We start from the raw sequence: 13,510 nt of genomic DNA on the forward strand, positions 1-13,510 counted from the left end.
TTTATTACTATAAATAAAATATTCTATGTTGAAAGGTGAATTTATATGACAGAAAAACATCGTAAAGAAGCAGAAAAAAAGTTTCATCAATCAAATCAATACTACTTTAAAGCAGAAGCTAAATGTAAGAAAAGAAGATGCAAACGCAAAGAAGAAGATTATGCCAAAGCGGAATGTCGTGTAGAAAAAGGGAACTGTAAAAAGAAGGAAGAGCGAGTAGAAAGAGAAAAAGGGCACTGCAAAAAGAAGGAAGAACGTGCAGAAAGACATCGCCTTCGTGATGAGCGTAGAGCGGAAAGACAGGATCGAAAAGAAAAAAAACAGCATGATGAAAAAAGTACGCATCATAAGAAAAAGGGAGATAACTGGAATCGCCTACTATATTAAGAGTGTAAAACCTTACATCGGGTAAGGTTTTTTTATTTTAATAAAAAAATAAAGTTTACAAACACTTAACATTATGATTAACTTTATCATGTTATGATATCAATATCCGATATCAAAATATGATATTGGATAAGGGGGATCCTTATGTTACGCGAATTCTTTCTGGGAAGTATTAAAATCCACATTTTGTACCATGCCAGCGTCGAGCCAATTTACGGGTCGTATATGATTGAAGAACTTCATTCACATGGTTACGATATTAGCCCTGGAACCATTTATCCTACGCTTCATCATTTGGAGAAAGATGGGCTTTTAATAAAAGAAGAGCGAATTGTAAAAGGGAAAATTCGCAAGTATTATACGATTACTGAAAAAGGGCAAGAGGTGCTTCAAGGTGCAAAAGAGCAAATTCGTGAATTAGCTAGAGAAGTATTAAAAGAAGGAGAGGATACAACATGAATCAATCAGTGTTTCGAAGGTGGATTGAAATTTTACTGATTTCAACTAAGCTTGGGTTAACCTCTTTTGGTGGGCCTATTGCACATTTAGGATATTTCAGAGAAGAATATGTAAAAAAGAGAAAGTGGCTTGATGAAAAAAGTTATGCGGATTTGATTGCATTGTGTCAATTTTTACCGGGACCAGCTAGCAGTCAAGTGGGAATTTCGATTGGGATGCTGCGCGGTGGGATTTTTGGAGGCGTGTTGTCATGGATAGGTTTTACAATGCCTTCAGTTATTGTGCTTATCGTGTTTGCATATTTAGTGCAAGGATTTGACGCATCAAGTGCAGGCTGGATTAATGGTCTGAAAATTGTTGCTGTTGCAGTAGTTGCCCAAGCGGTTCTTGGCATGGGAAAAAACTTAGCGCCAGATCGACCTCGTATTGCGATGGCTATACTCGCAGCGCTAATTACTTTGTTTTTTCCAAGCGTTATTGGACAAATTGGTACTATTATAGCTGCTGGCATAATAGGATATGTTCTATATAAAGAAATGAAAATGGATGATGTGCAGGACATGCCTATTACAATCAGCCGAAAAGTTGGCGTGCTGGCATGGATTGTATTTATCGCATTATTAGTAGGATTACCACTTTTACGTACCGCAATTCCTACTGTTTGGATGAGCATAATTGATATTTACTATCGAGTTGGTTCGATTGTCTTTGGAGGAGGCCACGTTGTTCTTCCAATGCTAGAACGTGAAGTAGTACCAATTAACATGGTGACAGAGTCTGAATTTCTAGCCGGATACGGTGCAACTCAAGCAGTTCCAGGGCCTTTATTTACGTTTGCGAGCTACCTTGGAACAGTAACCGCTGGTTGGTCCGGTGCCTTAGTTGCAACTGTTGCAATGTTTCTACCGTCATTCTTGCTTGTTCTTGGAACCTTACCATTTTGGAATGTTCTTCGTAGAAAACCAAGCGTACGAGCAGCTTTAATGGGCGTAAATGCAGCTGTTGTAGGAATTTTGCTTGCAGCATTATATGATCCAGTTTTTACTAGTGCAATCAAAACAACACCAGACTTTGCATTAGTGCTTGTGGCATTTGGCTTATTAATGTACTGGAAAGTAGCTCCCTGGATTGTTGTACTTGCAACTGCTCTAGGTGGTTATCTACTATCGGTTTTTTTCTAATACCAATGACTATTCACTTCTAACTGGGCGAACGCATAGTATAGATAACTATGCGTTATCACTGAAGAGGAAAAATCCATGGAGTGGATTGAAGAGCTATTACGTGATAAAGAAATTGCGGCTTAGTTAATTAAAACAGTCGGTGTTAGCATTATTGTGATAGGCTATATTTGTTTATTTGTCGGCGAAGCGAGCTGAACATTTTACAAAAGATGAAAGAATTAAGGGTGCGATAAAAGTTCTCGGAGTGAGAACTTTTTTTTGAAACTTATATAAAAAGCGTTCGTATGTAGTAATACAAGTGTAAGTAATTTAAAAGGAGGATTATCATGTTAAAGAAAATATTTGCAAAGATGGGTGTAGGCGCTGCAAAAGTCGACCTCACTTTGAAAGAAAATACATATAAGCTAGGTGAGCATGTGGAAGGAAAAATCAAAGTCCAAGGTGGCAAAATTGAGCAGCACATTAATTTTATAAATGTAGAACTATGGCTGGAGGTGCGTGGACGTAACGGTCAGTTTCATACACATAAAGTAGCGAGCATCCCAATCGTTTCTTCTTTCCTTATTAGAGAAGGAGAAGAGAAAGAATGGGGTTTTAAATATGATTTACCAATGGATATTCCTATTTCAGCAAGCAATTGTAGCTATTTCTTTCAAACACATTTAGATATTGAAGGAGGAGCAGATGCCAAAGATCGAGATGACATCCGTATTAAAGCTCCTGAGGCACTTTATCAATTTGTAGAAGCACTTGAAAGTTTAGGGTTTAGAGAGAAACAGCATTCTGGCCAATTTAACGGTTATAAACAAGAGTTTGAGTTTTTCCCAACCTCTCAATTTCAACGCCGTATTCGAGAGCTAGAATTTGAGGTAGCTGTAGAAGATAAAGGTCTTCGTATTTTGCTTGAACTGGATTTACCAAGCTTTGGTCGAGAGCGTGAAATAAAGCGAGAAATCTCTTTTTCAACTGAAGAACTCAGTAATAATAAGAAGCTTCAGCAATCACTTCATCAAATTATTGAAGAAATGATTGACAATCCAGCTAGCTATGAACACTTTCAGCCTTCTCATTACCAAAGAGGCGAGTATAAAAGAGGTATGAGCGGTCTTGGAGGCGCTATGGGAGGGTTTGCAGCAGGTATGATAGGTGGTATGCTTTTAGGAGAAGTGATGGATGACATGTTTGAAGATGTGGCATTTGATGACATACAAGAAGACTTAGAAGGAGCCGATGATCTCTTTGATGGTGACTTTTTTAGCGGAGACGATGAGTGGTAATAAGAAACAAAGGAGACTGAGACATAAGTAGTTCAGCCTCTACTATACCTGAACGATTGAGAGTTCATAACTTTTAATCGTTCAGGTTTTTTGGTTGATTGTGAAAACAATGTTGGAAACAGGGTGGAATGGAGCGTAGGACACTCGACTCCTGCGGGAAAGAGAGGGAAAACTGAGATCCCGCAGCGCAGCGAGGAAGCTCAGGTTCCTCCCCGCGGAAAGCGAGTGGCCGTAGCGCAATGGAACGAACGTGTTGAGACAAATCAAAGAGATGAGAACAGCTATTGTTCGTCTTTTAGAAGCCATCATTTTGTTATGTCCCAAACTCTTCTTTTTTTATTTTATCTTCATTACTACTTGAAGAATTTTCTTTTCGTTTCTTTACTTCCACGTATTTAATATGAAAGTCTTCAATGACTAACACTTTAAAATAAAAATCATTATATTGTACTATATCGTTTTTAACAACATCGAATCGTTCAGTTAGTACCCAACCGGCAATCGTATCTACTTCGTCGTCGCTAATATCTGTACCAAGCAAATCATTTACTTCGCTAATTAACATTTTGCCATCTAAAATATAATGATTTTCTTTAATTTTTTGTACATAGGGAATTTCGTCTGCATCAAACTCATCACGAATTTCACCAACAATTTCTTCAACGATGTCTTCAATTGTGACTAAACCAGCTGTACCGCCATACTCATCAAATAAAATCGCCATTTGGACACGATCTTTTTGCATTTTTACTAATAAATCATGAATCGGGATGGTTTCAATTACTTTTAAAATTGGCTTGACATAGGATTCTAAAGTGTTTGTACCATCCTTTTGGTTAAACACAATGTCATTATAAATTTCTTTGATATTTACAAGCCCAACTATTTTATCTTTGTCACCATCTTCAATAATTGGATAGCGAGTATATTTTTCCACATTGGCCACTTGTAGAAAAACTTCTACAATATCATCTTTTGATGCAGTTACAATCTCAGTGCGAGGTACCATCACTTCTTTTGCTAAGCGGTCATCAAAATCAAAAATCTTATTCATATACTTATATTCAGATTGGTTAATTTCTCCGCCTTTTAAGCTTTCAGAAAGTAAAATTCGAATTTCTTCTTCGCTATGAGCTACCTCATGCTCAGAAGCAGGCTGTAACCCAAACATACGAGTTAGGAGCTGAGCGGATCCGTTTAGTGTTTTAATAAATGGATACATAATTTTATAAAACCCAATAATTGGCTTAGAAAATAATAAAGTAATTCGTTCTGCCATTTGAATAGCGAACGTTTTCGGTGCTAGTTCACCTACCACAACATGTAAAAATGTAATAATGACAAATGCAATCGCAAATGACAGAATGCCTGCTAAACGTTCATTCATATTGATATCGTCAAAAAGAGGATGTAGGATGCGTTCAAGTGTTGGTTCACCAAGCCAACCAAGACCTAGAGCTGTAATGGTAATTCCAAGCTGACAAGCAGATAGATATTCGTCTAGATGCGTGATAACATGCTTAGCCGCTATCGCTTTTTTATTTCCTTCATCAACAAGCTGGTTAATGCGCGAGCTTCTCACTTTTACAATTGCGAACTCAGTTGCTACGAAAAAGGCAGTTAAGCCAATTAAAAGAGCAACGAGGAAAAGATTTAAAATCGTCAAACGTTTCACCACCTATTTAGTACGTGTATATAGTAAGTGTTATCTAAACGAAGGAAGAACATGTATTGAAACAATCCCCAGCGCTATTTAAAAAGAGAAAGAAGCGTTCTCATTAATGGGTTTGTGCTATACTAGCCTAGAGGTGAAAATAGTGAATATATTGGATAATTTAATTTTGAAACATGGACTTCAAACACTAAAGGAAGATATATATAGCTCTTTGTATACATGTGTTATGGTACACCCAACACGTGCTGACGAACTGGAAGTGGGTACATCAAAATTAGGAGGATACCCAGATTTACCGGAAGATTTTTACTGGCCTAAACAGGATGGAGAATATCTACAGTTTATTGGTCAAATCAATCTATCTCAGTTAGAAGGTGCGTGGAAGCAAGATTTACTTCTTCCTGACACGGGTTATCTGTACTTCTTTTATGATGGTGAAGCATATGGTGAAGCGGATCAACAAAATGGTTGGCGCGTACTTTTTTATGAAGGGACAGCAGATGATTTAACTGCAACAAAAGTAGACGTTTCAAGCATATACCTACAGTGTGGGGTAGAGTTTAGCTATGATATCCGACTTGGAGATACATATATAGAAGACGATCAGCTGTATGATCAATTTGATGCTCTTATGTTAGAAATCAATGGTAACATTCCATTTCACCAAATTGGGGGAACAGCGTGGGATATCCAAGGGGACGTTTTGGAAGAATGTCAAGAGTTCTCTGGTAAGAAAGGCGACTGGCAGTTATTATTTCAAATTGACTCTGATGATCAGCTTAATATGATGTGGGGCGACGTTGGAATCTTATATTATTGTGTTGAAAGACAAGCTCTTGAAAAAAAACAATTCGAAAACACATGGTTAATCATGCAATGTTCATAAGAAAAACACCTGCTTTCACACAAAGCAGATGCTTTTTTTAATGTAACGTTTTATTGTTTGGAAGCTCGGGAGGCTGTGTAGATTTTGCGAAACTTTGCGTCATTTGCTGTACATCTTGAGCGGCTAGCTGCGGTACTTGGTAATCATGACGCTTGTTTTGATAGTGGGCTACTTCATATGCCATTTCAATCCAATTAGGAACGCTATCAGCGAATAAGCGGCGTACAATAGGATTTGTAATTTCAAGTGAGGTCATGGTAACGAGTGAAGCATGACCTTTTAATAAGCCTAACATGTGCCCAGAAATTCCTTTATCGCTAATGTCATTAATGGATTGATTTGGTTTTTTAGGCTGACTTGCTTTTAATCCGTATACAAAATCGTTTGATTCTGCCATGTTATAGGTTTGCGTTGGACTAGAAGGGTCTTGGCCTGTTGAAAAAGATTCTACAATACGGTTGTAGTCTTCCAAAATAAAACTATATTGACGATCTAACATTTGCTTTAACTCTTCATCTTGAATGTATTGTCGAAACATCATGAACTGATCTAAAACATTGATCATGCCAGCTAGCGTTTCATGAACGTCAAATAGTTCATGTCCTCCGTGATTCATAACTTGAGGAACCTTACCAGTATGCATATTCATATGTGTTTGTTCGTTATTCATATCCATCCTCCTAGTGTAATAAATACGTTGTTTAGTGTAAAGAATCCAAGCATCTTTATACGTACAAAAAGAAAAATATTGAAAGGTTTTAGATTTTATTGATGATATCAAAGGAATTTTACAACACATATCGAATATGAACTTTAACTTTAAGGATTGGAGATATAGCTTAATGAATGAGTTAATGGTATGGTCGGAGCAACTACAAGCAGAAGCAACAAGCTTATTGGAAGAATATCAGCTTTTACATTTATGCAAACAATATGGCAACCCTCTCATTGCAGGCAGCTTTGATTTAAATGTCATGGTACTTCGTCATCTCGATGTTTACATTGGAAGCGATAAGGTTATTGAAGATTTATTTTTTGCACTTGGTAAAGACTTAGCATTGAGAATGAAGCCCGTTAAAATGATCTTTATTGGTAATAAAGAAAAGGAAGAAGAAATGACTTGGGCTGTATACACAGACATCGAAGGACATGAATGGAAAATTAATGTGAATGTTGTGTCTGAAGCAACCATACAGCAGATGCTACAAAAACAGCAAAAGTTAAAAGCAAAAATGACAGAGAAGAAAAGAGAGCAGATTTTATTTTTTAAACAGCAAAATGGGTATAATCGCTATTATAAAAGTGCACATGTGTATGAAGCAGTTTTGGTTGAAGGTGTTCAAGATGATATGACTTTTTTTAAATGGCTACAACATAAAAAACGAGCCAAGTAAAGTAGGCTCGTCTTTTATTTATACTAATTCTTTTACTGGTAAAAACGCATTAAGCATCCAGATATGCTTTTCAAAACGACCAACTGTGCCGATGAATAAGTCAGCAGTAACGTGATCATTTGCTTCTTCAGCAATCTTAATCCCCACTTTGAGCTGTTGAACGAGAATTAGGTAATCATTAACAACAGATTCAATCATTTCGTGAGCAGTTTGTTCATTTCCCTCTTCACTTAAAGTAGCTAGGCTTAAAAAACCTTTTAACGTAGCTACAGGCTGTCCACCAATTGCTAATAAACGCTCTGCATATTCATCGATATCCGCAGCCGTTTCTGTATATAGTTCTTCAAATTTCTCATGAAGAGTAAAGAACTGAGGTCCTTTTACATACCAATGAAAGCGGTGGAGCTTCGTGTAAAATACGTTTAAGTTAGCAATTTGTTGATTTAAGAATTGTTCTAAATTCATGTGTCATTCCTCCTGGTTTAACTGATATATATAGATTATAACATATATTAAATTATAATCAATACTTATTTATAATTATTATAATTTAATAACGAACCTTTTTTCTTTAATGAGAAGAGTTAGGAGGTTATGTTAAGATAGCTAAGAGAATATAGTAAAGGGAAGAGATTGAATGATTATTACAAATGAAGCAAAAGCATTGATTGAAGAGATTTTATCAGAACAAGAAATTGAAGGTATTCGTCTTTACTTTAAAGGAATTAGCTGTGAAATTCCAAATATCGGATTGTCATTTGAAGAAGCCCAAGAAAATGATGAACTGCAGGTCATTAACGGTATATCAGTAGCAATCCAAGAGGCGATTCTACCTTATACAAAAGAACTTTTACTAGATGTTCATCTAACACCATACGGACCTGGGCTAGCTTTAGTAGGTGCCAAAGGTCAATAAGTAAAGGTTTTGAAAAAAGTCGATAAATAATTTGTTAGAATGTCTGACAAATCTGTTGGAATAATGGAAAAATATTGTTTTACTTAATTTAAGCGTTAATGAAAACGAGGGGGGATTACATGCTTCTTTCTCATCATGTAACGGTTGAACAACGTAAAAAAATTAAACATTTTAAACAGTTAATTCGAGACTCGCGTTCAGCCAAAGAACGTTTGATGTATCAGCAGCAGTTAAATCAATTTGTTGAGCGACTGTTTATCGAGAATCGTCTTCAGCGTCATGGAGAGCACAAGTGAGTAACAAGGCTGGGACATACGTATTTCAGTCAAGGATCTATCCGAACTGTCGGGAGTTAACTCCTTTTGATAGTTCGGATATTTTTTGTTGGTTTGAAAACAATTTAAAAAAGCGAGTGTTTGCAGCGCAATGAAACAAACTTGTTCTTACAACCTAACTATTTTAGAAACATCACCATTCGTCTTTGGGAAAGAATCATTTCGTTATGTGCTAGACTCTTTATTAGGTATTATTTCACTATCTTTTGAAAGCGTTTTCTGTTAAAGTTAAACTATAATTAGTTCCAATATAACATATGTAAAATGCGTTCTAAAAAGCAAGAAGGAGTTGGTTTGCATGAGTGAAAATGGAAACTTCTTACTGGGCTTACTATGGGGAACGTCTTTAAGTATTCCGCTTTGGCTTTCTGTCTTTGGATGGATAAAGTTATTATTAAAGATCAGTTTATAACACCTAACGGACAAGCTAATAAGTTGCTAGATTACCGGCTAGATACAAACCAGTATCTAGTCTTTTTATTTTGATAAATATTTTTTGGGGTTAGAGAAATGCTATTACTAACTAGGATGAAGAAGGAGGGAAGGAAGATGAAGTTACTAATTGGTGTTTTACTTTTAAGCGGTATCATTACGGCGATTGAGCTTCCTTCTTTATTAAAAAAAGAGCAGAAAAAAGAACTCTATTTATTTTCTTTCTTTCTACTCTTTAGCATGACTCTAAATATTTTACATAGCATGCACTTTCCGCTCCCTAATCCGTTAGATTGGCTGATTGCAATTTTTAAGCCTATTAACCACCTAATTGTAAACTAGAGATGAGGTGACGTGCTATTACAAAGGTCGATATGCATCAGGAAGCAGTAATCATTAGCCCCAAACAGTTTTTTATTATTTCAATATGTATTTGAAATGATTATCTTAATTGCTATCTTTCCATTTGTAAGAAACCAAAAAGCAGCTACAAAAGCATATGTTAGGTAGTACGGGTGGAATATTAATGCTATCGATTGTGATTGTAATTGCTTTGTTAGTATTTGGTGTGTTGTTACCGTTTCTTGTCGGAGGGTTTATCATTCTAAAAAAACAGCTGCACAAACAATGATGGAACTTCATTTGTGAATTTTTTGTAGCAAAATTGTGTTGTTTATTGAGAAGACATAAAGAAAAACGTACACTTGGTAATGGATAGAAACAAATACATAGAAAATTTAAATGAAGGTGAAAATTAATGAGAAAAATCATGATGTTTTTAATGGTAATGTTACTCGCTCTTCCAACGGTGAGTTTTGCCCATACGCATGTTCAAACAACCGTACCTGAAAACGGGGCTACGGTTACGTCTCAGCTAACTGAAATAAAACTTAGCTTTGAGACACATATTGAAAAAGTAAGTACACTGACCGTGACAAAAGATGGTCAAGAACTTTCAATTGATTCACAGGAAGTATCAGGTCATGATTTAATAGGTACATTTGAAGAGCCGCTTCCAAATGGAGAATATGAAGTGAAGTGGAACATTGTAGGAGAAGATGGTCATGTTATGGAAGATGCAATTTCATTTACCGTGAATGCAGATCAAGAAGAAGTAACATCTGAAAATAAAGATACACAAAAAGAGTCTGCTACAGAAGAAGCTGAAAAAAGCAGCTCTCCAGATGAGCAAACAGAAGCTGAATCAACAAGCGAAAACTCATCTTTCTTCGTTATTATGATTGTAGCAGTGGTTATCGTAGCAACAGCACTCATCTTTGTGTTTAGAAAAAAGAAAGGCTGATTCAATGTCAGTAGTTTTACCGCTATTTGAATGGGTTACGTATATTGGTTTAGCGTTCTTACTCGGTACAGCAGTTTTACAGTATATCTCTGAAGAGAACAAGCCTGCTTTAAGTATATCGAGTAAGTGGCTAATTGGCAGTGCTTCTGCAGTAGGAATTTTTTCTATAGGCCCAGTTTTAGAAATTGTGCTTGCATTTTCAAAAATTAGAGGTTTCTCAGATACAATTCAGGCAGTACTATTTGGAAGTAAAACAGGTCATGCATGGTTGATTGTTGTACTTTCCTCGATGTTATTGATTCTTACGATTGTCGTAAAAAGTCATCCTCATATCTATACAATACTAACTATTGGTCTAGTGCTTGGGATCTCTTATGCTGGCCACGCCGCCTCGATTTCGCCGCTTAACGGCATGCTTTCGCATTTTCTTCACGTGCTGTTTGTCGGTCTTTGGAGCGGAGTTGTTTTAACCGTTTCCTTTTTTATACAAAAAGCTGTGAATTGGAAACCTTTTTTAACATGGTTTACTCCCTTTGCAGTAGGGTGTTTTATTCTACTTTCACTAAGCGGAGTAATTGCCATGCTTATTATAGTAGGACTCCCTAACTACATAAATTCATGGTCTACAAACTATGGACAAGGTTTGTTACTTAAACAAATAAGTATTATTTTATTAATCGTTTTTGCAGTAATCAATGGTATTTTGCTTCGTAAAGTGAAACGCTCACATACTTTTCGCCCAACTAGATGGCTAAGAGTTGAAGCGGTGACCTTACTAATTATTTTCTTTGTAACAGGCGTGATGGTTAATCAATCACCGCCTACAAATCTACAGTATGCAGAAGCAAATTCTCTGCTTCCATTTATTTATGGTCAGCCAATCACCTTACCAATTACGTTTCACTTTACAATCGTAGGTGCAATCTTCTCGTTTTTGGCAATCTTCTTTCTTGCATATATCTTTGTTATTTTTTATAAAAAAATAAATGCCTGGTTTAGTTTGCTAAGTGGAGCATTGTTTGTATTTTCTTTATACATTGCTATGATTACAAGCATTTCTTTTTAATAAAAAAGGCTTTCAACGTTGTTTGAAAGTCTTTTTTCGTTGCCGTAATTTTTTACCTGATTTGCTATCATTAGCTGGTTCATCACCTGTTGTGGGCGATACGCTATTTTCTTTTGAGTTAGTGAAAGGAGAAATGTAGCATACGTCACCAAAATTAACAATTCCACCGGTGATTTTTCCAATGTAAACGGATTTAATCCAAACGGGCATAATCATCATCCTTTTTTTGAGCACTCTTTATATATTATGACAAGCCATTTTATCATGTATAGACGAGTGTAAAGGGAAAGTAAATATTTCTATATTTGTTTTCATTTCGTGTACAATAGAAATGGAAAACGTAGAATTTAGAAAGATAGAAGGTAAATTATGAACAAATCTAAAGAAGCTAAAACAAACTTTTCATTTAAAAAGCTCTGGAGACTAACCAATCCATCAAAAGGAAAGCTTAGTGTTTCTTTTGTATTTGCATTAGCAAATACAGGGTCTTCTCTTGTTATTCCTTTACTAATTAAAGAGCTGATGGATACAATTAACAGCGGTTTATCAAAACAAATGATTGCAGTTTTAATTGGACTATTTATTATTCAAATGATTACCAGCGCTTTATCTCTATATCTTTTGGCGCAAGTGGGACAAGGCGTGGTTGAGAAGCTGCGCACAACGATTTGGGATAAGCTTGTTAAGCTGCCGGTATCATTTTACGACCGCAATCGCTCTGGCGAAATGGTGAGTAGAATCACAAATGACACAACCATTGTGATGAACTTACTATCAACAGAAATGATAGAGTTTGTCAAAAATATTTTATCAATCAGTATATCAATTGTTATTTTGTTTACGCTAGATATTCCAATGACGCTCATTTTATTAGCGGTTATTCCAGTAATGTTCTTATTGGTTATGCCACTTGCCAGAAAGATTCATAAGATCTCTCGTGAACAGCAGGATAAAATGTCAAAGCTCACGGCGTTTTTAGCTCAAATGCTTAGTGAGATACGTTTAATTAAAGTATCAAGTTCTGAAAGGAAAGAAATTGAAGAGGGGAAAAGCTCATTTCACTCACTTTTTTTATTTGGGATACGCCGTGCAAAGATTGAAGCGATTATAACGCCAATTATTAGTACCGTGATGACAAGCGTTATGATTGCAATTGTAGGATTTGGTGCATACCGCGTTAGTCAGGAGTTTATTAGCGCAGGAGAGCTAGTAGCATTTGTTCTTTATCTCTTTCAAATTATGGTACCTGTTGGTTCACTTACTCGCTTTATTACAAGCTTTCAACAAACGAAAGGTGCATCAGAGCGTATTTTTGCTATCTTGGATGAAGAAGAAGAGTCTTTTCATCATGGAGAACAAGTTAAGCGAATTGGTGATTTAACGTTTCAACGTGTTGCGTTTAAATACGAGGAAAAATTGGTGTTGAAAAATATTTCATTTTCTGCTCGAAAAGGAGAAGTAACGGCGTTAGTTGGTCCAAGCGGTGCAGGGAAATCAACCGTTTTTTCACTGCTTGAGCGCTTCTATGCCCCATCTTCTGGTCAAATCTTATTAGAGGGTAAAGATAGTCAGGTTATTAATCTAAGAGAGTGGCGTCAGTTGTTTAGCTATGTGCAGCAGGACTCGCCAATTTTAGCAGGAACGATTCGTGAAAATTTAACGTATGGGCTAGAGCGTACAATTTCAGAAGCTGAAATAATTGAAGCAACAAAGCAGGCAAATGCTCATGAGTTCATTATTAATTTTGACGATGGATACGATACAATGCTTGGTGAAAGAGGAGTAAACTTATCTGGAGGTCAGCGTCAACGAATTGCAATTGCAAGAGCGCTGCTTCGCAATCCTCAATTTTTACTTCTTGATGAAGCGACAGCAAGTCTTGATTCGGAGTCTGAAAAGCTTGTGCAAGAGTCGCTTGAACGAGTTATGAAAGGGCGAACTTCCCTTGTCATTGCACACCGCTTATCAACGGTTATAAGTGCTGATCAAATCGTAGTAATTGAAGATGGAGAAGTGACGGGGAATGGAACACATGAAGAGCTTCTAAGCACGCACACCTTTTATCGCCGCTTGGTTCAACAGCAGTTCCAAACAGAATCTTGATAATGTAAAAAGAGCGTACTAGAGTGGTAGTGCGCTTTTTTTAGTGGAAAATCACTATCTTTGTCGAAGGTCTTGTGAGACATCCTAGAACTA

General features: G+C 36.4%; 16 protein-coding genes. 12 read left to right on the forward strand and 4 right to left on the reverse strand.

Annotation, left to right across the window (positions count from 1 at the left end; genetic code table 11):
* The first annotated feature begins 45 nt into the window (after nucleotides 1–45).
* The 4 genes from A2U94_RS00200 (at nucleotide 46) to A2U94_RS00215 (ending at nucleotide 3,307) form a co-directional block, all read left to right on the forward strand.
* Nucleotides 46–387: a hypothetical protein gene (locus A2U94_RS00200; RefSeq protein ID WP_025911349.1), complete on the forward strand. Its 342-nt coding sequence runs from the start codon at nucleotides 46–48 to the stop codon at nucleotides 385–387.
* A gap of 144 nt (nucleotides 388–531) precedes the next feature.
* Nucleotides 532–846, forward strand: coding sequence for a PadR family transcriptional regulator (locus A2U94_RS00205; RefSeq protein ID WP_025911351.1), 315 nt, complete (start codon nucleotides 532–534; stop codon nucleotides 844–846).
* Nucleotides 843–2,027, forward strand: a complete 1,185-nt coding sequence (gene chrA / locus A2U94_RS00210; RefSeq protein WP_025911353.1) for a chromate efflux transporter — start codon at nucleotides 843–845, stop codon at nucleotides 2,025–2,027. Before A2U94_RS00205 ends, chrA begins: the two co-directional genes overlap by 4 nt.
* A 329-nt stretch (nucleotides 2,028–2,356) precedes the next feature.
* Nucleotides 2,357–3,307 carry a sporulation protein gene (locus A2U94_RS00215; protein ID WP_025911355.1) on the forward strand — a complete coding sequence of 317 codons (951 nt, stop codon included), beginning with the start codon at nucleotides 2,357–2,359 and terminating at the stop codon, nucleotides 3,305–3,307.
* A 313-nt stretch (nucleotides 3,308–3,620) separates the two neighbouring features.
* Here the strand turns inward: A2U94_RS00215 and A2U94_RS00220 are convergent, their stop codons facing one another.
* Nucleotides 3,621–4,973, reverse strand: coding sequence for a hemolysin family protein (locus tag A2U94_RS00220; RefSeq protein ID WP_062686366.1), 1,353 nt, complete (start codon nucleotides 4,971–4,973; stop codon nucleotides 3,621–3,623).
* A gap of 151 nt (nucleotides 4,974–5,124) precedes the next feature.
* On the opposite strand from A2U94_RS00220, the gene A2U94_RS00225 reads away from it, so the two are divergent.
* Nucleotides 5,125–5,868 (forward strand): YwqG family protein, encoded by a 744-nt coding sequence (locus A2U94_RS00225; RefSeq protein WP_025911231.1) that lies wholly within the window; start codon nucleotides 5,125–5,127, stop codon nucleotides 5,866–5,868.
* 37 nt (nucleotides 5,869–5,905) lie between these two features.
* Here A2U94_RS00225 and A2U94_RS00230 read toward each other — a convergent pair whose 3' ends face one another.
* Complete coding sequence (locus A2U94_RS00230; protein ID WP_035321250.1) at nucleotides 5,906–6,538, reverse strand: spore coat protein; 633 nt, start codon at nucleotides 6,536–6,538, stop codon at nucleotides 5,906–5,908.
* 172 nt (nucleotides 6,539–6,710) lie between these two features.
* On the opposite strand from A2U94_RS00230, the gene A2U94_RS00235 reads away from it, so the two are divergent.
* Nucleotides 6,711–7,262, forward strand: a complete 552-nt coding sequence (locus A2U94_RS00235; RefSeq protein ID WP_025911234.1) for a hypothetical protein — start codon at nucleotides 6,711–6,713, stop codon at nucleotides 7,260–7,262.
* 18 nt (nucleotides 7,263–7,280) lie between these two features.
* Here the strand turns inward: A2U94_RS00235 and A2U94_RS00240 are convergent, their stop codons facing one another.
* Complete coding sequence (locus A2U94_RS00240; RefSeq protein WP_025911236.1) at nucleotides 7,281–7,727, reverse strand: Dps family protein; 447 nt, start codon at nucleotides 7,725–7,727, stop codon at nucleotides 7,281–7,283.
* Nucleotides 7,728–7,899: 172 nt separating this feature from the next.
* Between A2U94_RS00240 and A2U94_RS00245 the strand changes: the two genes are divergently transcribed.
* The 5 genes from A2U94_RS00245 to A2U94_RS00260 all read left to right on the forward strand — a co-directional run bounded on the left by A2U94_RS00245 (nucleotide 7,900) and on the right by A2U94_RS00260 (nucleotide 11,314).
* Complete coding sequence (locus A2U94_RS00245; RefSeq protein ID WP_025911238.1) at nucleotides 7,900–8,178, forward strand: Fe-S cluster assembly protein HesB; 279 nt, start codon at nucleotides 7,900–7,902, stop codon at nucleotides 8,176–8,178.
* A gap of 119 nt (nucleotides 8,179–8,297) precedes the next feature.
* Complete coding sequence (locus A2U94_RS21415; protein WP_167556128.1) at nucleotides 8,298–8,474, forward strand: hypothetical protein; 177 nt, start codon at nucleotides 8,298–8,300, stop codon at nucleotides 8,472–8,474.
* Between the two features lie 588 nt (nucleotides 8,475–9,062).
* On the forward strand, nucleotides 9,063–9,287 hold the full coding sequence (locus A2U94_RS00250; RefSeq protein WP_025911240.1) for a hypothetical protein: 225 nt from the start codon (nucleotides 9,063–9,065) through the stop codon (nucleotides 9,285–9,287).
* Nucleotides 9,288–9,702: 415 nt separating this feature from the next.
* Entirely contained in the window at nucleotides 9,703–10,248 is a 546-nt protein-coding gene (locus tag A2U94_RS00255) for a copper resistance CopC family protein (protein ID WP_025911242.1), read from the forward strand.
* Nucleotides 10,249–10,252: 4 nt separating this feature from the next.
* Entirely contained in the window at nucleotides 10,253–11,314 is a 1,062-nt protein-coding gene (locus A2U94_RS00260) for a CopD family protein (protein WP_025911244.1), read from the forward strand.
* A gap of 12 nt (nucleotides 11,315–11,326) precedes the next feature.
* Here the strand turns inward: A2U94_RS00260 and A2U94_RS00265 are convergent, their stop codons facing one another.
* Nucleotides 11,327–11,524, reverse strand: a complete 198-nt coding sequence (locus tag A2U94_RS00265) for a spore germination protein (protein WP_025911246.1) — start codon at nucleotides 11,522–11,524, stop codon at nucleotides 11,327–11,329.
* A gap of 159 nt (nucleotides 11,525–11,683) precedes the next feature.
* Here A2U94_RS00265 and A2U94_RS00270 point away from each other — a divergent pair, with 159 nt between their 5' ends.
* Complete coding sequence (locus A2U94_RS00270) at nucleotides 11,684–13,417, forward strand: ABC transporter ATP-binding protein (protein ID WP_062954390.1); 1,734 nt, start codon at nucleotides 11,684–11,686, stop codon at nucleotides 13,415–13,417.
* Nucleotides 13,418–13,510: the final 93 nt, after the last annotated feature.

Origin of the sequence: Bacillus sp. VT 712, from assembly GCF_001614195.1 — a bacterium.
Taxonomy (GTDB): Bacteria; Bacillota; Bacilli; order Bacillales; family Bacillaceae_H; genus Priestia; species Priestia flexa.